The following is a 23,614-nucleotide window of genomic DNA, read 5'->3' on the forward strand; positions in this document are numbered from 1 at the left end:
TATAGTAATCAGAAATATGAACTTCAATGTATTTTCATATGCAATATTTCATATTCGGACTCTACACGAATATGAAACTTATAGTGATTATTTATTTTATATGTGCTAATATACTTACATTAATATATTACGCGTATACACATTTAAAACTACATTACTTAATAGTTTCACCTTAATTTTTTCTTAGGAGGATTTACAATGAAATTACTAAAAATCAAACATATAATCCCTTTATCTGCGGCTGCAATTACATTCGTATGTAGTCAAAGTACAGCTGAAGCTTCTACCATTCATACAGTAAAAAAGAACGATACACTTTGGGGCATTAGTAAACAATACGGAGTTTCAATACAATCCATTAAACAGGCTAATAATAAAGGAAACGATCAAGCCTTTATTGGCGAACAGTTACATATTCCAGGTTCCGTGAAATCAAATGAAATCACTGTTCCTCAAAATGCCAAGCCTGCGAACATTTCTGGACAAATTATTTATCAAGTACAACCGGGAGATTCATTAGAAACGATAGCAAAGCGTTACAATGTAACCGTCCAATCTATAAAACAAATTAACAATACAGTCGGAAACAAGCTTTATACAGGACAACATTTAAAAATCAACTCAAGCATTTCACAAAAAGAAAAAGACTTAATGGCACGCTTAGTTACCGCTGAAGCAGGTGGCGAATCCTATAAAGGAAAAGTAGCAGTAGCGAAAGTTATACTAAATCGTGTAAATGCAAAAGGTTTTCCAAATACAATAACAGGCGTTATTTATGAACCTATTAAATACGGATATGCATTTACTCCTGTTACAGATGGAAGAATTAATCAGCCTGCAAGCGCAGAAGCAAAAATGGCTGTAGAAGAGGCTATCTCCACAAATGGAGTACATTCTGACTGGCTTTATTTCTACAATCCAAAAACATCAACAGACAAGTGGATTACGACACGTCAAACAGTAGCAATAATTGGTAACCATGTATTTGCTAAATAAGATTTAAAATCATTAACAGACCTCTTCACTTAAAAGGTCTGTTTTTTTCTATGTAAGATGTTATTAATCATATGACATAGTTATTTTTCAAACTGTTTCTTCTTTCAAATAAAAATTTTTGTATTTACTCCACCACTCGTAGAAATTAATAAAGCATCAAATTCAAAAACTCCCACTTTATTAATAAAAGCTATTTCTTAACTTTATAAAATTGTTATACACTAGAAAAATAAACAACAAACTATTCGTTAGCAGGTGGAAGAATATGTATGATGTTACAATCATCGGCGCTGGAGTAAGTAGCATTTTTATGGCTTATTCACTAGCTAAAAGTAACAAAAAAGTTTTAATTCTTGATAAAGGTAAAGCGCTAGAAGATCGTCATTGTCCTTTAGACGAAGGGAAAGTGTGTAATTGTACTACATGTGATAAATATTTCGGGTTTGGTGGTTTAGGAAAATCTGAAGGGAAATTTAATTATACAAACGGATTTGGCGGAGAACTTGAGAAAAAAGTCGGTAAAGAGGGTTTTATACAACTCATGGCTGAAGTAGATGAAATTCTATGTCAGTTTGGTGGAAGTTCGGTTTCAAAATATTCTACTGAAAATTCAAGTCTCACTAAGAGAGCTGAAGCGTGTGGTTTACAAATGCTAACAACAGAAGTAAGACATCTTGGTACTACACTTTCCAGTAACATTTTTCAGCAGCTCTATGAATTTTTACTGACGAAAATAAAGATCCAATTTCATATAGATGTACAACATATTCTGAAACAAGAAGATCATTTTACAATAGAGACAAATCAAGGAACAGTTCAAACTAAGCAACTTGTATTTGCAACTGGGCGCTCTGGGGCCGATTGGTTAAAAGAAATGTGCAGTTCCCTAAATATTTCTCAGGAGCAAACACGTGTAGATTTAGGAATTAGAGTAGAAATGAAAGAACATCAATTACGTTCTATATTAAAAGATACATTTGAAACAAAACTTTCTTATCAAGGTGAGCATTTCACAGCAACTACTTACTGTATGAATCCAAAAGGACGCATCATTCGAAAGTACGAAGAAGGTTTAGTTATGCCTGACGGTCAAAATTTTCGAGAGCAAGGAACTGGCACTTCTAACTTAAATTTCACTTTATTTATTCCTCGCCATTTTCCAACTCTCAAAGAAGCAAATGTATACGCAAGTTCAATTATTAAAGGCATTAACCAAGGACGAGATCGGATTGTTATACAGCGCTTAGAGGACTTACTAAAGAAACAACCTACGGCGGAAAACAGCATGGAACATAATCGTATACAGCCTACACTACAGGGGGATTATGGAGATTTGAATCAAGAAATTCCTCAATTATATATTGAAGGGCTGAAAGAATTTTTATTACGTTTAGAACAATTTATACAAGAGCCTATTGATCAACATACTTTACTATATGGAATTGACGGAAAGTTCTATGCTCCTACGATAAAAATTAATAATCATTTTGAAACTAGTATACATGGGCTATTTTTAATTGGAGATTGTTCAGGCGTTACGCATTCATTATCTCAAGCAGCTGCAAGTGGTCTGTATGTTGGAAAGTACTTATCTGACATTTATTTCTATCATTAAGATGTCAGTCAAATATTTTCAATTTCAAAACACTTTTACTTATATATAGTAAAAGTGTTTTAATAACCCCTCCTATCCTTCCCGGCTAATGATTAACTGACAAAGAATCGGAATTTTACAAAATACATATGTAACATAACTGTATATTTAAAACGATTGGCATTCAATTTTAATAAATTGAATGTCAACAGTTTTAAAAGTCTCTATCCATTTTCACTTTCATTTGTTCGATATTTTGTAACATCATCATAGTGTTTAATATGGTAGGATGTCTATAAGTCAATTTCACTACAACAATGACTTGTTCTGCCCGTTTCTCAAAAAGAGTTATATTTATGCTACTACGCTTTAAAAATCCCCATTGTATGTATATGAATACTTCAAATTATTCCCTTTAGAAAACAGAGTCTAAATGGTTCATTACACTTTAATAGTTATAAAAACATAATATATAACTTCAATTAAATAAATTGTATAAAGAAGGTGTAAAAATGAAGAATAAAATAAATTTACAAATACAAAATATAAGCTTTGTTATAATAATGGCTTTAGCAGTATGGTTAAAAACATATCTTATTACGCGATTCAGTTTTGATTTAAAAATTGAGTCATCAACGCAAGAGCTTATTTTGTTTATTAGCCCTCTAGCCGCATCATTAGCATTTGTTGGATTAGCATTATTTGCAACTGGTGAAAAGCGAAATTATATAGCGCTATGTATTAATTTCTTATTAACGATCGTGCTTGTTGGAAATGTAATGTTCTATGATTTTTATAGTGATTTCGTTACATTACCAGTACTTGGACAAACCTCAAACTTTGGCCAATTAGGCGGCAGTATTATAGAAATATTAAACTACAAAATTATACTCGCATTCGTAGACATTGTTTTCTTCTTTATTTTATTAAAAAAGAAATCATTGGTCTTTAAAACAGAACGTGTAACTCATTCTACACGCTTGTTATACTTTCTTTTAACGATTGGTGTATTCTTTGCGAATCTACATCTTGCAGAAAAAGAGCGCCCTGAATTATTAACGAGATCATTCGACCGGGTAATGCTTGTCAAAAATTTAGGCTTATATACTCACCAAGTATATGACTTAACACTGCAAGTAAAAGCTGGGTCACAAAAAGCACTTGCTGATAGTAGTAAATTACAAGAAACTGAAAACTACGTAAAAGCAAACCAAAGCGAGCCAAACCCTAATATGTTTGGTGCAGCGAAAGGAAAAAACGTAATTGTCGTCACTCTTGAATCCTTGCAGACCTTCTTAATAGGCGCATCAGTCAATGGGCAAGAAGTTACACCATTCCTAAATGAATTCATAAATGAAAGTTATTACTTTGATAACTTTTTCCATCAAACTGGTCAAGGGAAAACATCCGATTCTGAATTTCTAATCGATACGTCGTTGTATCCATTAAATCGAGGGGCTGTATTCTTCACACACGGTAACAATGATTATACTGCGACTCCAGAAATTTTACGTCAGCAAGGTTATTTCACTTCTGTATTCCATGCGAATAACGCAACATTTTGGAATCGTAATATTATGTACTCTGCTCTTGGTTATGATCGTTACTATAATGAGCTTGATTACAAAATTACGCCAGAAACAAATTTAAATTGGGGATTAAAAGATATCGAATACTTTGATCAATCAGTAGATATATTAAAAACTGTTGATCAACCATTCTATGCTCGTTTCCTTACTTTAACAAACCATTATCCGTTTACGTATGATGAAGATACAAAATTCATTGAACCATACAACTCTGGTAATGGCGTATTTGATCGTTACATCGTAACAGCACGTTACTTAGACGAATCAATTAAAAAATTTATTGAACGTCTAAAAGCCGAGGGGCTTTACGATGATTCTATTATTGTGTTATACGGTGATCATTATGGTATTTCCGAAAAACATAATCGTGCAATGGCACAGTTTTTAGAAAAAGATCAAATAACAGAATTTGATACTTTAAATTTACAACGTACGCCTTTATATATTCATATCCCTGGACAAACAGAAGGTCAAACTATTTCAAAGCCTACGGGACAAATCGATATGAAACCTACTATTCTAAATTTATTAGGTGTTGATTCTACGAATGATATTCGTTTTGGCCATGATATGTTTTCAGATGAATATACTGGCTTTGTTGTTTTACGTGATGGTAGCTTCGTTACAGATAAGTATGCATACAAAAACAACACTTTCTACAACCGTATAACAGGTGAAATTGTAGATTTACCAAAAAAAGAAGCTCAAGCCCTCATTAAACGTGCCCAAAATGAATTACGAATGTCTGACAAAATTATTGAAGGCGATTTATTACGCTTCTCAGAAAGCAATAAAATTAAAACTGGCGAAGTGCAAACTAAAATTAAAGAAACTGAAAAATAATCTATATATGAAAAAGGAGCAACTTATTACAGTTGCTCCCTTTTACTTTCTTATAACACATCATGCAATTTCATATGAAAAATCTGATGTATTTTACTTTTATTCTACACTTGTTTCTAAAGCTACATCCGTATAGGTATTATCATCACCTATATTTAAAATCACTTCACATTGACGCATTCTCAATTCAAAGAGCATGATAGAATCATGATAGATTTCAGGGTTTGATTTCATCTTATGTAATATCTCTTGTTTTTCTTTTATTTCTAAATGCGTGTTTTCTACAGCTTGCTTCAAGGAGTTAAATGGATTCCTAAAGAATATATTTATATCTCGCTCTTGTGTGTTTTCAAACAGCTCAAATTGCAAGAAAAATTTCTTCATAATAGAAGCCGTTACTTCAGTATAATCTTCATTTTCTACATACTGTTTGTATTTGTTATATAGCATAGATTTATTTTTAGGAAGAACTCCAAATAATTTACCGGCACTTTTCAGTAAAAATTGTGCTGGCGTAAATCGACGTAAAATATTTACTTCATCCATTTGTATTCTAGTCGTCATTCTGTCAGTATCCCTGCGCCAGTCATCAAGCACTTTAAAGTCACATTCTAACTGTATTCTATTTTCTCCAAATAGTGAATTAAGCCCTTCACTAAGTTCTTCTAAATACGTTTGACTTTGAAGAAGCTCATTATTAGAAGTTGCAATCCAATTTTGCATAGAAAGAGCAAGATTAGGTAATACAGTTTGTTCTAAATATTTATGCACTCTTTTATTCATTGCTTTATTTAGTTCCGTATCCATGTGCCCGAAATCACTTTCTTCACTAATTAAATTAGAACAGCTCTTTAATATCTTCGGAATATTTTCAGTAAGATCATTTGTAATTTCAGTTTTCATTGAACGATATGATTGTGTAATGAGATGAATTTTTTCCCTCTCAAATGCAGTAAGGTTATTAATGCTACCGTTTAGTTTCACTAGCATATCTTCATTCCAATTAATAGCATCCACTAGATTGTTTTCTTTCTCAACACGTTTATCCAAAAGATATGTAATTGTTTTTCGAATGAAATATAATAACTTTTCAGTACGTTCTGCATCTATATGTTTATGATTAAAGTTAAAATGAATAAACTCAGTTAAATCATTTAATTGTTGACTACTTGTATATAACGAAGAATAAGGGAAAATTCTCGCATGCGGGAAATATGTGTTTATTCTCGCTGCCGTATCATGTAATACCCTTTTTACTTCTGCTTCACTGTAAATGTTATCGATTTTATTTAATAAGAAATGAATTTGTAAATTTGGTGTATGTTCTTGAATACTTAATAGAATGTCACGTTCTTTATCAGTAAAAGGTGAATCCGCATTCAATACGAACAGTAATTTGTCTACAGAATTTAAATATTCGAATATCTCATCTCTAGTGTCGTTATTCCTATTAAAGCCCGGTGTCACTACAAATGTAAGTTTATTATCATTTAAAAATCTGCATGGTAATTTAAATTCAACACATGCTCTATCTCTATATGTTTGATAGTGCTGAGACATCATATTATGGTAATCAGAGACATCTTCCGTTGTTGTAATTGCTGAGTCTGTTATAGCGTTTATTTCTATATGAGCATCATTTTTTAAAACTACTACATTTGAAATTGATTTTTCTAATATATTTTCTCCTAATATAGAGTTAATAAATGTAGTTTTTCCGTTTCCTGAAGTTCCCGTTACTAAAATACGATTTGTTCTTAAATCTGCGAGCTCGTCAACTAGCCATTTAAATCGGTGACCTATTTCTATATTGTGCTTTTGTGCCCATTGTGTAATAGATTCAAAAAGGTGTAAGCTGTACTCTAAGCCATTTACATGATTAATAGAATGTGACAGTAAGTTTTCCGCATGTTCTATATTTGCTGAATCTATTTTGGAAGGGAAAATCTCATCCCATGCCAATACAGCTGCAGATGGAAATACAGCATAAGATGGATTGACCACCTTTAACCAATTTGCTAACAGATTTGGTATGATATCGTTTAATTGTCTAAGCGTATATTGACCTTGAATTAATGCAAAGTACGTTTCTTCGTAAAGAGCAGAAACTTTGTTCCATATATCGGACGAATGTATTTCAATATGTAAGAAAAATTCATTTATTGTGTTAAGCCACAATAAGTAATTTTTTTCATTTTTATAACTGTTCCAGAGTGATGAAACCATTTGCGTAAATTGTACTTGATCTACATTATTTAATGTAGCTAATGCATCATAAAAATAGTCTGGTGAAATATGTTTAGTAAACCCTTTATCGATATATCCTTTTAACACCTCAAACCAAGGATACGATTCTATGCGAATTAACTCATTCACAGCAAGCTCTACTGCACTATCAAAATCTTGCTGTTCCTCATAAAAGGAACGGGCAATTTTTGTGACATTCGGATAATCAGGATTTAAAGAAACTGCTTCTTTAATAACACCGAAAGCTGAGTCAAAATTATTTTGCTCAATGTAAAGAGAAAGTAATTGTAGTCTAATTTCGGTCATCAATATTTTATTATCAGTAGTAATGGAAGTATAAATATTTTCAGCATATGATAATTGATTAAGTTCGAAATAAGCATCCGCAATATTTTTTTGTGCCCATGGTGCTAATTCATTACTAACCTTCTCCCATTTAAAAATAGCTGCTTCAAAATCTTGATGACGATAATAAAATTCACCTTGTGCAAAACGAATATAAGACCCATCAGAAATCTCATTTTTTTCTTCGTTTACATAAGCTTGTCCAAGTACGTCAAGAGTTGGTTTTGTTTCATTCTCCATTAGGAATGTTTCATAATACATCTTTTTTATTAATTGTTTTTCTAATCTCATCTTTTCCCCCACTATATCTTGAAAATACATTTTTAAGATATATCAATACTTTTTGTATGTATGCTTTTTATCTTAACAAAGAATATCTTTTGGAAAATTTCATTTTCCTTTCATTTTTCAAGTTAGATTGAATTTTTATGAGAAAAGTTTCAGTTTTTTTTCAATTCCCTTTCAGTTATGAAACAGCATTAAATGTTCCTAATAACCTAATAAGACTATAATCTCTTGCATTATATTATCAAGAAAAACCTATATGAATCATATTATAAAAACAATTTATAACGAATATATATGCAAAATTAACTTCAACTATATATAAAAGAGATCGTCACATAGTACTTGTTAGATAGACCGATATGGTACGTGAATTTCAAATACACCATAATAACTTAAAACAACAATAATAGTGAGCGGCTATTCATACAATATCTTTCTCGAATTGTTTTCCTTTAAAATACTTCAGTAGTTACATAATTAAATTCCATTAACCTCTATAAATAACTAGTCCAAAAAAAATCTATATGCATATCATGTTATAGTAAAGAATTCAGGAAATCCTAAAAGGAGGCATTTTCATGTTTGAAGATAAATCTAAAATCAACTACCCATATGAATTTACAGAAACTACAACAATCCCTCTAAAGAACCCCATTGATAAAAAATTCAAAAACGGCTCTGGTACACATACTTTCCCAATTAAAAAACACTATAAAGAACAGGTGTTATATACGGAAAAAATTAATAATAATAAAAATAAATAATCGTATAGATCCTTATGACAATTAACCAAATACGAATCAATATTGGGCCATGCATAGTTATGTCTTTAATAATGTAAAAATCTTCATTATACAATTCATGCACCTTTTAAAAAGTGCTGTATACAGCGCTTTTTTATACATAGATAAATGTAAGCTAACGCAGCCAAGAAATAAACTGCAAAATTACTTCACCATATTCTCGTTTAACAATTAAATCTACATATTAAAAGGGAGCAACAGTAAATGTTGCCCCCTTTTGAAATGTAATTTATTCACTCTACATAACCCTCTTAAACATCTTCTCCAATTCATAAGTAGAATGATGCACAAGAATCGGTCTTCCATGCGGACATGTGTATGGGTTTGTTGTTGTACGAAGTTCTTCAAGTAAAGCAAATATTTGATCGTTCGTTAAATATTGATTCGCTTTAATCGATGCTTTACAGCTCATCATAATAGCTGCTTCTTCACGTAATTTTTTAATATCAACTTTTTTTAGTTTGACGACTTGCTCCATCATTTCATCGATAATTTCTGTTTCTTGTCCTTTCGGGAACCACGTTGGGTGCGAGCGGACGATAAAAGATTGATGGCCGAATTGTTCTAAGAATAGACCAACTTTTTTCAGTTCTTCTAGCTGCTCTTCGACACGTAAAAATTCAGTAAGAGATAAGTCAATACGGTACGGTACAAGTAGTTCTTGTACTTCTTGCGCTACCCTTCCTACTTTATCACGGAAATATTCATAGTTGATACGTTCCTGCGCAGCATGTTGATCAATCATATATAAGCCTTTATCATTTTGAGCAAAAATATATGTTCCATGCATTTGTCCAATTGGGTAAAGCGGTGGTAAGTCATTACCGTTCATTTCAATCTCTTTTATTTCCTGAACTTCTACTTCTAATTCCTCTAGTTCAAAATCCTCTTCGTTACTGTCCCACGATTTTTCTTCTCGAATCGGTTCTTCCATTATCGGTTTAGTAGATGTTTGCCAACTTTGCTCTTCTCTTACTAGCGACTGTGGTGGTTGCCATTCTTGCTTCGGTGGTTGCCAATGTTGTGCTGGTTGTTTCACAGCCTGCGGTTCTTCTTGTTTTTCATCCATACCAGTCGGTAAAACGATGTCCGGCATGGATGATTCTTTCGGCTTCGCATGCTCAAACTGGAATTGTTCTTGCACACTTTCATCTTTTTCTTTTTTCTTCGTTGTTACACCTGCATCTGGGATGAGCTGTATTTTTTTGAATGCAGCTTGCAATGTTTCTTCGATAAGCTTTAGCAATTCTTGTTCTTTACTAAAACGAACTTCTAATTTCGCAGGATGTACGTTAACGTCAACAAGCATTGGATCCATTTCAATCGATAAAAATCCGATTGGATATCGTCCGACTGGCAGTAATGTATGATATCCTTGCTGAATTGCTTTCATTAATACAAAGTTTCGAACGTAACGGCCATTTACGATTGTTGACATATAATTTCGAGATGCTCTCGTTACTTCTGGTAATGTTACATAGCCTGTAATTGTGAAATCTAAAGATTCAGCTTCAATCGGAACAAGTTTCTTCGCAACTTGAATGCTGTAAATCGATGCAAGTACTTGTCTTACATCACCATTACCTGACGTATGAAGCAATTTTTTTTCATTATGAAACAGCTTTAACGATACTTCTGGATGTGACATTGCAATACGATACACAATATCTGTAATATTCCCAAGCTCTGTATGAATGGTTTTCATATATTTTAGACGAGCTGGTGTATTAAAGAATAAGTTTTGTACTGTAATATCTGTTCCTTTTCGGCTCGCTGTTTTTTCTTGTTTTATAATGTCTCCACCTTTAATAATAAGGTGTGTACCAGGTGCATCACCTGTGCTAGTGATTAATTCTAATTCACTAACTGAGGCGATACTCGGCAATGCCTCACCACGGAAACCGAGTGTTCTGATGCGAAACAGATCGTTTTCATCTTTAATTTTACTTGTCGCATGTCGTTCAAAAGCTACGATGCAATCTTCTTCTGCAATGCCATCTCCATTATCAATGATGCGAATTTTCGATAAACCAGCTTCTTCTAAGTGGATTTCAATAGATGTACTATTCGCATCGATAGAATTTTCCACAAGTTCTTTTACGACTGAAGCAGGACGCTCTACTACTTCTCCTGCCGCAATTAAGTTAGAGAGTTGGTCATCGAGTTTGCGAATTTTCCCCATCTACTTACTCATCCTTTCTTTAACTTTTTCTGTAAGCGATACAGTTCGTTCATCGCTTCTAAAGGCGTCATATCAAGTAAATCAATTTTTTTAATTTGCGCCAGTACTGCTGTTTCTTTTTGATCTAACGCAAGCTTGTCTTGTTTCTTCGAAGACTGTTCTCCTCCAAAGAAAGATAGTTGTGATTCTTCCTCAGTCTCTACTTTCGCCTCTGGTACTTCTACTGGCTCTTCTTTTACAACTACAGGTTCTGGAATAACTTCTTGCTCCTGCACTTTCACTTCTACACGCTTTGGAATAATAATTTCTTCTTGTCCTTCTAGTTGTGCTAACACTTCTTTCGCACGGGCAATTAAGCTATCTGGAAGCTCTGCAAGTTGCGCAACGTGGATTCCGTAACTTTTATCTGCTGCTCCATCTTGAATTTTATGAAGGAATACTACTTTACCATTCTCTTCAATTGCTGAAACGTGTACATTTTTCAGTTGATCTAAACTTTCTTCTAGCACCGTCAATTCATGATAATGCGTAGAGAATAACGTTTTCGCACCAATTTGGTCATGAATATGTTCAATGATTGCTTGCGCAAGTGCCATACCATCGTACGTAGATGTACCACGTCCAATTTCATCAAATAAAATTAAACTTCTTTCTGATGCGTTTGCAATTGCATTTTTCGCTTCTAACATTTCAACCATAAATGTACTTTGACCTGAAATTAAATCATCTGCTGCACCAATTCTCGTAAAGATTTGATCAAATACAGGTAATACTGCTTCTGTTGCTGGTACGAAACAACCGATTTGCGACATAACAGTTACAAGTGCTAATTGTCTCATATACGTACTTTTACCAGACATGTTCGGTCCTGTAATTAAAAAGACATCCATCTTCTCTGGCATAATACAATCATTCGGTACATACAATTTCCCGTTCAATACTTTTTCAACGACAGGATGACGACCATCCTTAATAAAGATTTCACGCTTCGTTGTTAGTACAGGTTTTACAAACTGTTCTTCTTCACTAACTGTCGCAAAACTTTGCAGTACGTCTAATTCACTAATTACTTTTGCTAAATGTTGTAATTTCGGAATAAATACTTTTACTTCTTCACGAAGCGCTGTAAATAAATCGTATTCTAGTTGTACAATTTTTTCTTCTGCTTCTAAAATTAACGTTTCTTTTTCTTTCAGTTCATCTGTAATGAAACGTTCAGCATTAGCAAGCGTTTGTTTTCGTTCGTAGCGGCCTTCTGGAAGTGCTGCAAGATTCGCCTTCGTCACTTCAATGTAGTAGCCGAAAATACGGTTGTACCCGATTTTTAACGATTTAACTCCTGTAATATCACGCTCTCGTTTTTCAAGCTCAGCGATCCACGTTTTTCCGTTTTTACTAACGTAACGATATTGATCAAGCTTGTCATTATAACCGTCTTTAATAATATCTCCATCTTTAATAGAAAGCGGTGGGTTTTCTTGAATACTTCTTCCTAGTAATTCAGTTAAGCTCTCACATGGATCCGCCCCTTGAATTAACCTTGCTGCATAAGCATTATCTAACAAACTAATCGCTTCTAAAATAGCTGGTACTTGAAGTAAAGATCGTCTTAACTGTAATAAGTCCCTTGCATTGACATTACCAAATGCAACTTTTCCTGCTAAACGTTCTAAATCATATACTTCTTTTAATTTTTCTTTTAAATCTTCACGTAAGAAGTAATCATTTACAAATGTTTCAACCATTTCTAAACGCTCTTCAACTTTTTCTTTCTGAATAAGTGGACGTTCCATCCACTGTTTTAACATACGACCACCCATAGCTGTTTTTGTTTTATCCAATAGCCATAATAATGATCCTGTTTTTTCTTTCGTTCGAAGTGTTTCTGTCAGCTCTAAATTTCGCTTTGAATGCACATCAATTTTCATAAATTGATTCGTATAATAAATTTCTACAGGTTGTAAATGATCTAATGAACGTTTTTGCGTTCTTATCACATAGTTAAATAAGCGTCCAATCGCTTTAATTAACTTTGCTTGCGAAACATTTTTCACAAGATGTTCTAATCCTTCAGGAATTGCCGTTGCATCTTCATATGAAATTGTCATTTTTAACGTTTCAGTTAATTTATTTAATTCATCTTTAGAAAATGAAGAATCTACAACAATTTCTTTCGAACCAGTTGCATACACTTCCAATAAAATATCTTCTACTGAACCAGTTAACAACGTTACTGTATTTTGTCCAGTCGTTAAATCATTACAAGCTAAAGCATATGATCCATCTTCAAAATGTGTTAATGCGGCTAAGAAATTGTTTTCTTTCTCATCAATTGTACGCCCTTCCATCATCGTTCCTGGCGTAATTAGTTGTACTACTTCACGGCGCACTACACCTTTAGCTGTTTTTGGATCTTCCACTTGCTCACAAACAGCAACTTTATATCCTTTTTCAACAAGTTGTTCAATATAGTTTTTAGCTGCATGATGCGGTACACCGCACATCGGTATACGATCACTACTGCCACCATCTCGGCTCGTTAATGTAATCTCAAGCTCATGAGCTGCTTTTACAGCATCCTCAAAGAACATTTCATAAAAATCGCCTAAGCGAAAAAATAAAAAGGCATCTTGATAATCTGCCTTAACCTTTAAATATTGCTGTATCATAGGGGTATATTGCGTCATACTTTTCCTCCATAATTCTTACATAATAATCTATATTCATATATGTCGCATTTCACGAACATCCATATCTCCTATTTCAGGAGTCTTTCTTCATTATAACATATTTCATAAAGAATCATGTTCATTCAACGCCACTTATATAAAGTAAAAAGCTAGGAAGAACTTCTCCCTAGCTTTCTATTACTCTTCTTCTGCATCAACGATAAAGTTCGGATCTAATTCTTCAAATTCATCATCAGCAATTTGAAAATCATCATCTGATTCTACGCAGCCTTCAGGATTTACACTTACACAAATTTTCGTTTCTCCAACTACTTCTGTTACAAATTCACGTTCTACAGTTACAACAATTTTATTACCGTTTGGTGATACAAGCGCTTCTAAACAATTTGGTGGCTGAATAACACGAGCAATAATTTCTAAATCGTCACCAGAAAAGTTTTTATCACGATAACCAATGCTTACTTCGTCCGTGTAGTTCACACGTTCTGTTACAACTTCAGTCTTTGTATTTCCATCAAATGAATACCAAGTGTTCACATCATAGAAACCTTCAATTTCCACATGCTTCCCATTCTTTCTTGCTTCGTACGAGTGGTTAATTACCCAGCACCCTAAAATACTTGTTGGTTCATTATTCGATTCACATGTATGCGTTGACTTTGTATACTTACGTCCTTTTCCAACCACTGCTTTTGTAATAATCTCTCTAAATTCGGACATTCGTAACCCTCCTCAATCACTATTCACTTAATCATATGCGTGACAATAGCGGAATGTGTCATTCTTTTTTTTGAGAAGAACTTACGTTTAATCCACAAAAAAAAGAGATGTCAATATGACATCTCTTTAACAACCACAATTTCCTTTTTTACTTTCTACCGCTGCGCCAGTTTCACCCTTAAGTACATCGCCACCAGTTGAAATTAATATTTCATCTGTTACGTTGTTAGAAATTGTACTAGCAACTAACTGTAATAAGTCATTTACGTATGTTTGTGAAGATTTAAATTCTTGTACGACTGGAATACTGTCTAACTTATCTTGCAATGCATCAATTTCAGCTTCTACCTTTTTTAAAGCTTCCCATTTCCCGTAATGTTGCAAGTTTACTGCTTGTTTTTGCAGTGCTTTAATTTCATCGATTGCGCGCTTTACATTTTCATTTTTATGAATTTGCGCCTCTGCTTTCTTAAAAAAATCAACCTCTTCTGTTTCAGAAATCATTTTTGCTAATTCTTTCGCTTGTTCAACAATTTCATCTTTCGAATATGCTTTCATCAATTATTTCACCTCAATCGGCTCTTCAACTAATTCCCCGTTAAGAGACCAAGTTTTTGCTTCCGTTACTTTTACTTTCACAAGCTGACCAATTAAAGATTTTGAAGCGACGAAGTTTACAAGTTTATTCGTACGAGTATAACCTGCAAGTACTTCCGGATTATTTTTACTTTCCCCATCAACTAACACTTCTACAATTTGACCTTTATAACGACTATTCTTTTCAATTGCCAACGTATTTACTAGTGTATTTAAGCGTTGAAGACGTTCTTTCTTTACTTCCATCGGTACATTATCTTTCATTTTTGCAGCTGGTGTACCTTCGCGAGGAGAATAAATAAATGTAAAGGCAGTATCAAATCCTACTTCACGATATAACGACATCGTTTCTTCAAATTGCTCATCTGTTTCATTTGGGAAACCAACGATAATATCTGTTGTTAATACTGCATCTGGAATTGCTTCTTTAATTTTTCTTACAAGTTCTAAATAATGCTCACGCGAATATTTACGCGCCATAATTTTCAACATATCTGTACTTCCAGATTGAACTGGTAAATGGATATGTTCTACTAGGTTGCCACCTTTGCCAAGTACTTCAATTAAGTGATCATCGAAATCACGTGGATGGCTCGTTGTAAAACGAATACGGGCTATATCAACTTTACGAAGTTCGTCCATTAAATCACCAAGACCGTATTCTACATCTTCAAAGTCTTTACCATATGCATTTACGTTCTGTCCAAGTAATGTAATTTCTTTATAACCATTCGCAGCTAAGTGACGAATCTCTTGGATAATATCTTCTGGACGTCTACTTCGCTCTTTTCCGCGTGTATACGGTACAATACAATACGTACAGAACTTATCACAGCCATACATAATATTTACCCAAGCTTTAATATCACCACGGCGTACTTTCGGAAGGTTTTCAATTACGTCCCCTTCTTTTGACCAAACTTCAACTACCGTTTCCTTCGAGAACATCGCATCTTTTAGAATGTACGGTAATCTATGAATATTATGCGTTCCAAACACCATATCTACATGCTGATTTTTTTGCATAATTTTATTTACAACAGATTCTTCTTGAGACATACAACCACATACACCAATTAAAAGGTCCGGATTTCTTCGTTTTAATGACTTTAAATGGCCTAGTTCACCAAACACTTTATTTTCAGCATTTTCACGAATCGCACAAGTATTTAATAAAACTACATCTGCATCCTCAGTTGAAAAAGTTGGTTCATATCCAAGCGTTGTGAAAATACCTGCCATTACTTCCGTATCATGCTCATTCATTTGACAACCATATGTACGAATATAGAACTTTCTTCCTGTACCAAAATTACGAAACTCTTCAGGTAAGCCAAAATCCCGTTCAATTTTAACTTCTTCTTTCCCTCGCTTTTTCGCATCCTTTAAGGAAGGTGGTTGATATACACTTTCAAAGTATTTACTATAATCTTTCTCTTCTTTTTTCGTAGAGGAATTTGCTTGTTGACTTGCTAATCGTTGTTGCTCGTTCATCGGTAATCTCCTTTCACCCTTAACTATACACACTCTATAGTCCATTTTAATGCGCTTAGACTCACCTCAAAAATGGTTAGATAGCTTGGAGATAACTTGTCCTTTGAAACTTGAGTAATCAATCTAATCATTCATAAGAATGAAGTCTTCCCCACGCAAATAGACATTCCCTTTTTATTATTTCTTGTTGTCCTACCCAAAAGCATATTGCTTTATCCCTATAAACATTACCATAGTATGACGTGTTTCGCCAATTTTAACAATCCAGAGGCCCTTTATTATCTTACATTTCATAAGCAATGAACTTGCCATTTTCATACAACGATTTACATATTATTTTACCATTCTGAATTTTCTAAGTAAATAAAACTACCCTATATTTTTTGCACATAAAAAAAGGTTACCAAATCGGCAACCTCCTCTTCCTACATTACATAAATTCAGCAACAAGCTCATCAAACATTTTCTGATCCATATTTAAATCAGATTTCACTAAAGGCTCTTCACTATAGCCTTTAACAAGTTCTTGATATGATGGTTGCTTAGTATTTTGATAAATTAAACCTGTTACTAAACCGTTATTTTCCATTAACGTTTGCATAGCCATCATGCGATTAGATGGATCATATCCCTCTACTGTGCTTAGTTTCGTTAAGTTCTCTTTAAACCAATCGTAAGTATTTACTTTATTGTAAGTAACACATGGGCTAAATACGTTAATTAATGAAAATCCTTTATGGTTAATACCAGCTTCAATAATTTGTGTTAATTCTTTTAAATCACTCGAAAAGCTTTGCGCCACAAATGTCGCACCAGCTGTTAAAGCCATTTCCATTACATTTAGTGATGGTTCAATTGAACCTTGTGGTGTGCTTTTCGTTTTAAACCCAGCTTCACTACGTGGTGAAGTTTGCCCTTTTGTTAACCCGTAAATTTGGTTATCCATTACGATGTACGTAATGTCGATATTACGACGAATAGAATGGATTGTATGTCCCATACCAATCGCAAATCCATCACCGTCACCACCTGAAGCGATAACTGTTAAATCACGATTTGCCATTTTCACACCTTGTGCAATCGGAAGGGCACGACCATGAATACTATGCACACCATACGAATTAATATAACCTGAAATACGGCCTGAACAGCCGATACCAGAAATAACAGCAAGTTCATCTGGATTTAAGCCAACGTTAGCTGCCGCACGTTGAATTGCAGCTTGCACCGAGAAGTCTCCGCAACCTGGGCACCAGTTCGGCTTTACACTGTTACGAAAGTCCTTAAATGTTGCCATTTAATACAACCCCTTTTTTGCATTCGTTGTAAATCTCTTTCGGCAAGAATGGGTTTCCATCATATTTTAAAAGACTAGAAATTTTCTCACCATTACCAAGATTCATTTTCATAATGTTAGCAAGCTGACCTGTTGCATTGTTTTCTACTACTACAACACGCTTCGCCTTTTTCACAAGTGGATCGATTTCAGCTGTTGGGAACGGGTGAATTAAACGCACATGAGCATGGTTTACTTTCATACCCTCTTGTTCTAAACGCGTCATTGCCTCTTCGATTGCACCACGAGTTGAGTTAAATCCAACAAGCAATACGTCTGCTTCTTCATGCTTAACATTTTTATAAACAGGGGTATTAAACTTCAAGTTCTCCATTTTACGGAAACGTTTGTCCATTTGATCTTTACGATTTATTGCTGATTCAGATGGTTTCCCAGTTTCATCATGTTCTACACCTGTAACATGGTGAACACCATTTTTCATACCCGGTAAAACACGCGGCGAAACGCCATCTTCTGTTACTTCATAACGCTTGAAGTATGCTTTATTTTCACGTTCTGGTAATTCCGCTTCTAAATCAAGCTTACCACGACGAATTTCCACTTTATCTAATTTAAGTGGTTCTACTGTTTGTTTTCCTAACGAAAGCTGTAAATCTGTTAAGAAAATAACAGGAACTTGATATTCTTCAGATAAGTTAAATGCTTCTACAATGTCATAGAAAGCTTCTTCAACTGTACTTGGCGCCATTACGATTTTTGGAATTTCACCATGCGTACCGTAAATCATCGCCATTAAGTCAGACTGTTCTTGTTTCGTTGGTAATCCCGTACTTGGACCGCCACGTTGTGTATCAACAATTACTAATGGGGTTTCTGTAATACCTGCTAAACCAATTGCTTCCATCATTAATGAAAGACCAGGACCAGCAGATGCAGTTAATGTACGAACACCTGCATAGTTTGCACCGATTGCCATTGTACAAGCTGCGATTTCATCCTCAGTTTGGATTACTGTTCCGCCGACTTTCGGTAATTTTTTAATTAAGTATTCCATAATTTCTGATGCAGGTGTGATTGGGTATGCTGACATAAAACGAGCACCACCAGCTACCGCACCAAATGCGATTGCATCGTTTCCAATCATAAACATGCGTTTTTTACCATCAGCTTTTTCAAGCTGCATCATGTTTACTTTCTCACCTAGTAATTCTTTCATATATTGAGAGCCGCGTTTAATTGCGTCCATATTCTTTTGAACGACTTGCTCTCCTTTACGACCAAAGATTTCTTCAACAACATCTAAATAAGCTGTTTCGTCTAATCCTAATACTGCACTTGATGCTCCAACAGCAACCATGTTTTTCATTAATGATGTGCCTAATTCTGAAGCAATATCTGTAAACGGTATCACATATAGATTTACATCTGTATTATCAGGTATTGTTGGATTAAATTTCGCATCCGCAACTACAATTCCACCTGGACGTAGTTCGTGGAAGTTAAAATCAATTGTTTCTTGGTCAAAAGCAATTAAAATATCTAAATCATCTGAGATCGCTCGTACTTCTGTTGTACTTACACGAATTTTATTATTTGTATGGCCGCCTTTTATACGTGATGAGAAGTGGCGGTAACCGTATAGGTAATATCCTAATCGGTTTAATGCAATACAGAAGATTTCTCCTGTACTTTCAATTCCTTCACCTTGTTGGCCTCCAACTTTCCATGAAAGTTGACTAATCATCTCCTACACCCCTTTTGGCTGCATTCATTGTAGTGTATTTTTTTACAGTAATAGTTTAGCATTTTTTATGCAAATAAACTACAACGGACGCAAATTATGCCTCTTCTGATTTCCCTGAATCTTTAGTATAAAGCTATTTTGTTTTTCATTCTAGTATTAGGTCTTAAAAAAAGCAATAAAATCAAATGAATTATTTTTGATTATTCTGAATTTTAAACCAAAAACTTAAAAACTCATATGTTCAACAAAATTATCATATAAAAATCTTTCTACAGTAGATGCAGCATAGTATTTATAAAGCTCATTCATGACATTTTCATAATCTCCATAGGCAGATACATTGACAACCGTATCTACAATCCCATCAAAATCTGAACCAAACCCTATATTGTTTTCTCCACCTAGCGAGCAAATATATTCGATATGTTTTACTATATCTGTTATATTTGCTTGTCTTTCACTTATTAGAAACTGCGGTACAAAAGTAACACCGATTATGCTATTTCTCTGTATAAGCGCTTTAATTTGTTCGTCATTTAAATTACGTGGATGCTCACACAGTTTATAACAATTTGAGTGGGATGCAATTGGGTTATTTGCAATTTCTATCACATCCCAAAAACTTCTCTCATTTAAATGTGATAAATCCGTCCATAAGTGCAAAGTATTCAACTCTTGTACAACTTGTCTACCAACAGTAGTTAAACCTGCTCCACGCGTCTCTAGCGCCCCATCAGCTAACAAATTCGCATAGTTCCATGTTAATCCGAAAGAACGTACACCTAACCGATAAAACAAACGTAATTTCATCGCTTCTTTACCAATTGCTTCGCACCCTTCTAACGTTAATAGCGCGCCAATCTCGTCTTGTTTTAATCTATTTATATCCTCTTTCGTTCGGATAAATCTCACACCTGGTAGCGATAGAATTTCATTATAAAAAATATCTATCATTTGTAATGCCGCTTCAAATCGTTTTTCATACGCCACTGTTTCTGGCACATATACAGCAAAACATTGTATACTTCCTTTTCTTTCTTTTAACTGTTCAAATGTAATATGTAATTGCGGATCGTTTTTAAAATTCTTTTTTCCCTTTGCACTCCATAACTGAAAGAGCACATCACAATGAGCATCAAAAATTTTCATTTTCATTCCTCCATTATAAAAACAACCTGTTTGCATACTGCAAACAGGTTGTTTAAACTTAACGAGGTTCTACAATTAATTTTATTGCTGTACGCTCTTCGCCATCAATCATAATATCTGTAAACGCTGGGATACAAATCAGGTCCAAACCACTAGGCGCTACAAATCCTCTTGCAATTGCTACTGCCTTTACCGCTTGGTTCAATGCACCTGCACCAATAGCTTGAATTTCTGCTGTTCCGCGTTCGCGAATAACACCTGCAAGTGCACCAGCTACAGAATTAGGGACCGACGTTGCTTTAACTTTTAATATTTCCATTCCGCGTTTCCTCCTCGTTTCTTTAAAAAGTATTAGCAATTATTTCACTTTAACTTATATTCACGAGGAATGGCGCGTATTCCTGCTAAATTTTCGTAATTTATCTAAAAAATTAAAATATAATAACTTATCTAAAATTTAACGGAAATTTACTCAAAAAATGGTTGATCGTCATTAATTAAAATGCGCTCAATTTTCTTTGCTTTTCCTGTATTTGGATCCACATCAATTAACACTGCACTTAATTGCGTTCTACCACTTGTTACTTCAAATCGTACCGGTAAGTTCGTTAAAAACTTCTTCAATACTGCTTCTCGGTCCATACCTAATATTCCATCATATGGCCCTGTCATCCCAACATCTGTAATATATGCCGTTCCGCTTGGTAAAATACGGTTATCCGCTGTAGGGACATGCGTATGCGTACCTACTACTGCTGTAGCACGTCCATCTACATACCAACCTAACGCTTGTTTTTCACTTGTAGTCTCCGCATGGAAATCAATAAAGATAATATTCGTACGTTTTTTCGCAATATTAATTAATTCATCCACTTTACGGAATGGACAATCAATCGGAGGAAGGAAAGTACGCCCCTGTAAGTTAATAACTGCAACTTCTGTTCCATTACAGTTCACAAAGATAAGTCCTTTTCCTGGAGTTCCTTCTGGGAAGTTAGCTGGTCTTGCAAGATATTTTGCATCATCGATGAATTCAAATACTTCACGATTATCCCAAGCATGGTTTCCAAGTGTAACTGCTTGTGCCCCACACTCTAAAAAGTTTCGATATATTTTTTCTGTAATCCCACGGCCACCTGCTGCGTTTTCTCCATTAATGATTGTTACTGTAGGTGTATATTTTTTCTTTAATGCCGGTACGTACTGTTGAATCATACCTCTACCAGGAGATCCTACTACATCCCCAACAAATAATATTCTCATATGTCTTACCCTTTCTATGTACTGCATTTTTTATTGCTATAGCATCAAGTAAATTCCTTATAATATGTTTATTATAAGTTTGTTTCACTTTTATGCTAAATAACTAACTGTCTTTATTTTATCCAATTCCAACACAAAAAAATAAAGTGGTGTTCACCACTTTATTTTGCGTATTCCACTGCACGTGTTTCACGAATAACAGTTACTTTAATATGTCCTGGGTAATCCAGTTCATTTTCAATACGTTTTCGGATATCACGAGCTAAACGATGAGCTTCTAAGTCATCGATTGTATCTGGTTTTACCAAAATACGAACTTCACGTCCTGCTTGAATTGCAAATGATTTTTCAACGCCTTCATAAGACTCTGAAATCTCTTCTAACTTTTCAAGACGACGAATGTAGTTTTCAAGCGTTTCACTACGAGCTCCCGGTCTTGCAGCTGATAAAGCATCTGCTGCTGCAACTAAAACTGCAATGATAGAAGTTGGTTCTGTGTCACCATGGTGAGATGCGATGCTGTTTATAACTACAGGATGCTCTTTATATTTCGTTGCGAGTTCAACACCAATTTCAACGTGGCTACCTTCTACTTCATGGTCAATCGCTTTTCCGATATCATGTAATAGACCAGCACGTCTTGCTAGTTTTTCATCCTCGCCAAGCTCTGCTGCCATAAGTCCAGTTAAATATGCAACTTCCATAGAGTGTTTTAAGACGTTTTGTCCATAACTTGTACGGTATTTTAAACGACCTAAAATTTTAATTAAATCTGGGTGTAATCCGTGAACACCCACTTCAAACGTTGTTTGCTCTCCGACTTCGCGAATATACTCGTCCACTTCGCGTCTTGATTTTTCGACCATCTCTTCAATACGCGCTGGGTGAATACGTCCGTCCTGTACTAGTTTATCAAGAGCGATACGAGCTGTTTCACGACGAATTGGATCGAATCCAGAAAGGATTACCGCCTCTGGTGTATCATCGATAATTAAGTCAATACCCGTTAAAGTTTCTAACGTACGAATATTACGACCTTCACGCCCGATAATACGTCCCTTCATTTCGTCATTTGGAAGATTTACAACCGAAACGGTTGTTTCAGCAACATGATCAGCTGCACATCTTTGCATTGCAAGAGATAAAATCTCTTTTGCTTTCTTATCCGCTTCTTCTTTCGCGCGAACTTCACTTTCTTTTACCATAACAGCGATTTCATGAGAAACTTCATTTTCTACTTTACCAAGAATAATTGCTTTCGCTTGTTCGCGTGTCAGATTGGAAATGCGCTCTAATTCTGTTTGTTGCTTTTGAACTAACTCTCCCACTTTGCTTTCCAACTCTTCAATCTGTTGTTGTCTCGCTACAAGAGAATCCTCTTTCTTCTCTAACTGCTGCTCGCGTTTATCGAGCGTTTCGTCTTTACGATCAAGGTTCTCTTCTTTTTGCATTAAACGATTTTCTTGTTTTTGTAATTCGCTTCTACGGTCACGAATTTCTAATTCAGCTTCTGTACGAAGTGTATGAATTTCATCCTTTGCTTCTAAAAGCGCTTCTTTCTTAAGTGCTTCAGCCTCACGATTCGCTTCGTCTAGAATACGTTTCGCTTCATTAGCCGCACCATTAATCTTCGCTTCAGCAATAGACTTTCGAACAAAAAAGCCAACAACTGCACCGACTGTTGTTGCAAGCAAAATGGAGATGAGTATCCAAACTGTACTACTCATGATTTCACCTCCCCTTGCTATGAATGAAAAAAGACTGTCGGCATGT

At 34.6% G+C, this 23,614-nt stretch carries 16 protein-coding genes; 4 read left to right on the plus strand and 12 right to left on the minus strand.

Annotated elements, in window-relative coordinates; translation table 11 throughout:
• The first annotated feature begins 198 nt into the window (after positions 1-198).
• The 3 genes from MHI26_RS19170 (at position 199) to MHI26_RS19180 (ending at position 5,022) form a co-directional block, all read left to right on the plus strand.
• Positions 199-996 carry a cell wall hydrolase gene (locus MHI26_RS19170; protein ID WP_061666411.1) on the plus strand — a complete coding sequence of 266 codons (798 nt, stop codon included), beginning with the start codon at positions 199-201 and terminating at the stop codon, positions 994-996.
• Positions 997-1,261: 265 nt separating this feature from the next.
• Complete coding sequence (locus MHI26_RS19175) at positions 1,262-2,611, plus strand: NAD(P)/FAD-dependent oxidoreductase (protein WP_061666410.1); 1,350 nt, start codon at positions 1,262-1,264, stop codon at positions 2,609-2,611.
• Positions 2,612-3,102: 491 nt separating this feature from the next.
• Positions 3,103-5,022: an LTA synthase family protein gene (locus tag MHI26_RS19180; RefSeq protein WP_061666409.1), complete on the plus strand. Its 1,920-nt coding sequence runs from the start codon at positions 3,103-3,105 to the stop codon at positions 5,020-5,022.
• A 99-nt stretch (positions 5,023-5,121) separates the two neighbouring features.
• Here MHI26_RS19180 and MHI26_RS19185 read toward each other — a convergent pair whose 3' ends face one another.
• Entirely contained in the window at positions 5,122-7,905 is a 2,784-nt protein-coding gene (locus MHI26_RS19185) for a dynamin family protein (RefSeq protein ID WP_061666408.1), read from the minus strand.
• A gap of 575 nt (positions 7,906-8,480) precedes the next feature.
• Here MHI26_RS19185 and MHI26_RS19190 point away from each other — a divergent pair.
• Entirely contained in the window at positions 8,481-8,666 is a 186-nt protein-coding gene (locus tag MHI26_RS19190; protein WP_000461126.1) for a hypothetical protein, read from the plus strand.
• A gap of 277 nt (positions 8,667-8,943) precedes the next feature.
• On the opposite strand, the gene mutL is transcribed toward MHI26_RS19190, so the two are convergent.
• From mutL to rny, 11 genes are all read right to left on the minus strand, one after another.
• Positions 8,944-10,887 carry a DNA mismatch repair endonuclease MutL gene (gene mutL / locus MHI26_RS19195; RefSeq protein ID WP_061666407.1) on the minus strand — a complete coding sequence of 648 codons (1,944 nt, stop codon included), beginning with the start codon at positions 10,885-10,887 and terminating at the stop codon, positions 8,944-8,946.
• Positions 10,888-10,895: 8 nt separating this feature from the next.
• A complete protein-coding gene (mutS, locus tag MHI26_RS19200) occupies positions 10,896-13,574 on the minus strand; it encodes a DNA mismatch repair protein MutS (RefSeq protein WP_000195992.1) in 2,679 nt (892 codons plus the stop codon).
• 180 nt (positions 13,575-13,754) lie between these two features.
• Positions 13,755-14,297, minus strand: a complete 543-nt coding sequence (gene cotE / locus MHI26_RS19205) for an outer spore coat protein CotE (RefSeq protein ID WP_001288799.1) — start codon at positions 14,295-14,297, stop codon at positions 13,755-13,757.
• 126 nt (positions 14,298-14,423) lie between these two features.
• Positions 14,424-14,855 carry a RicAFT regulatory complex protein RicA family protein gene (locus MHI26_RS19210; protein WP_000649387.1) on the minus strand — a complete coding sequence of 144 codons (432 nt, stop codon included), beginning with the start codon at positions 14,853-14,855 and terminating at the stop codon, positions 14,424-14,426.
• 3 nt (positions 14,856-14,858) lie between these two features.
• Positions 14,859-16,388 carry a tRNA (N6-isopentenyl adenosine(37)-C2)-methylthiotransferase MiaB gene (gene miaB, locus MHI26_RS19215; RefSeq protein ID WP_001005392.1) on the minus strand — a complete coding sequence of 510 codons (1,530 nt, stop codon included), beginning with the start codon at positions 16,386-16,388 and terminating at the stop codon, positions 14,859-14,861.
• A gap of 430 nt (positions 16,389-16,818) precedes the next feature.
• Entirely contained in the window at positions 16,819-17,685 is an 867-nt protein-coding gene (locus tag MHI26_RS19220; protein WP_000190155.1) for a 2-oxoacid:ferredoxin oxidoreductase subunit beta, read from the minus strand.
• Positions 17,672-19,429, minus strand: a complete 1,758-nt coding sequence (locus MHI26_RS19225; protein ID WP_000625417.1) for a 2-oxoacid:acceptor oxidoreductase subunit alpha — start codon at positions 19,427-19,429, stop codon at positions 17,672-17,674. The genes MHI26_RS19220 and MHI26_RS19225 overlap by 14 nt, the downstream gene beginning before the upstream one ends.
• Positions 19,430-19,654: 225 nt before the next feature.
• The gene (locus MHI26_RS19230) at positions 19,655-20,614 is read right to left on the minus strand and encodes a dipeptidase (protein ID WP_003307701.1); all 960 of its coding nucleotides are present in this window, start codon (positions 20,612-20,614) and stop codon (positions 19,655-19,657) included.
• Between the two features lie 22 nt (positions 20,615-20,636).
• A complete protein-coding gene (gene spoVS, locus MHI26_RS19235; protein WP_000404341.1) occupies positions 20,637-20,897 on the minus strand; it encodes a stage V sporulation protein SpoVS in 261 nt (86 codons plus the stop codon).
• Between the two features lie 149 nt (positions 20,898-21,046).
• Positions 21,047-21,841 (minus strand): TIGR00282 family metallophosphoesterase, encoded by a 795-nt coding sequence (locus MHI26_RS19240; protein WP_001221092.1) that lies wholly within the window; start codon positions 21,839-21,841, stop codon positions 21,047-21,049.
• 161 nt (positions 21,842-22,002) lie between these two features.
• Positions 22,003-23,568 carry a ribonuclease Y gene (gene rny / locus MHI26_RS19245; protein WP_000099769.1) on the minus strand — a complete coding sequence of 522 codons (1,566 nt, stop codon included), beginning with the start codon at positions 23,566-23,568 and terminating at the stop codon, positions 22,003-22,005.
• Positions 23,569-23,614: the final 46 nt, after the last annotated feature.

The sequence above is a fragment of the Bacillus sp. FSL K6-1218 genome (genome assembly GCF_038006445.1).
GTDB lineage: Bacteria > Bacillota > Bacilli > Bacillales > Bacillaceae_G > Bacillus_A > Bacillus_A thuringiensis_S.

Excerpts from the sequence above, each read along its gene's own strand:
- MHI26_RS19170 (WP_061666411.1), top strand. The coding sequence starts at position 199 with ATGAAATTACTAAAAATCAAACATATAATCCCTTTATCTGCGGCTGCA.
- MHI26_RS19175 (WP_061666410.1), top strand. The coding sequence starts at position 1,262 with ATGTATGATGTTACAATCATCGGCGCTGGAGTAAGTAGCATTTTTATG.
- MHI26_RS19180 (WP_061666409.1), top strand. The coding sequence starts at position 3,103 with ATGAAGAATAAAATAAATTTACAAATACAAAATATAAGCTTTGTTATA.
- MHI26_RS19185 (WP_061666408.1), bottom strand. The coding sequence starts at position 7,905 with ATGAGATTAGAAAAACAATTAATAAAAAAGATGTATTATGAAACATTC.
- MHI26_RS19190 (WP_000461126.1), top strand. The coding sequence starts at position 8,481 with ATGTTTGAAGATAAATCTAAAATCAACTACCCATATGAATTTACAGAA.
- mutL (WP_061666407.1), bottom strand. The coding sequence starts at position 10,887 with ATGGGGAAAATTCGCAAACTCGATGACCAACTCTCTAACTTAATTGCG.
- mutS (WP_000195992.1), bottom strand. The coding sequence starts at position 13,574 with ATGACGCAATATACCCCTATGATACAGCAATATTTAAAGGTTAAGGCA.
- cotE (WP_001288799.1), bottom strand. The coding sequence starts at position 14,297 with ATGTCCGAATTTAGAGAGATTATTACAAAAGCAGTGGTTGGAAAAGGA.
- MHI26_RS19210 (WP_000649387.1), bottom strand. The coding sequence starts at position 14,855 with ATGAAAGCATATTCGAAAGATGAAATTGTTGAACAAGCGAAAGAATTA.
- miaB (WP_001005392.1), bottom strand. The coding sequence starts at position 16,388 with ATGAACGAGCAACAACGATTAGCAAGTCAACAAGCAAATTCCTCTACG.
- MHI26_RS19220 (WP_000190155.1), bottom strand. The coding sequence starts at position 17,685 with ATGGCAACATTTAAGGACTTTCGTAACAGTGTAAAGCCGAACTGGTGC.
- MHI26_RS19225 (WP_000625417.1), bottom strand. The coding sequence starts at position 19,429 with ATGATTAGTCAACTTTCATGGAAAGTTGGAGGCCAACAAGGTGAAGGA.
- MHI26_RS19230 (WP_003307701.1), bottom strand. The coding sequence starts at position 20,614 with ATGCAAACAGGTTGTTTTTATAATGGAGGAATGAAAATGAAAATTTTT.
- spoVS (WP_000404341.1), bottom strand. The coding sequence starts at position 20,897 with ATGGAAATATTAAAAGTTAAAGCAACGTCGGTCCCTAATTCTGTAGCT.
- MHI26_RS19240 (WP_001221092.1), bottom strand. The coding sequence starts at position 21,841 with ATGAGAATATTATTTGTTGGGGATGTAGTAGGATCTCCTGGTAGAGGT.
- rny (WP_000099769.1), bottom strand. The coding sequence starts at position 23,568 with ATGAGTAGTACAGTTTGGATACTCATCTCCATTTTGCTTGCAACAACA.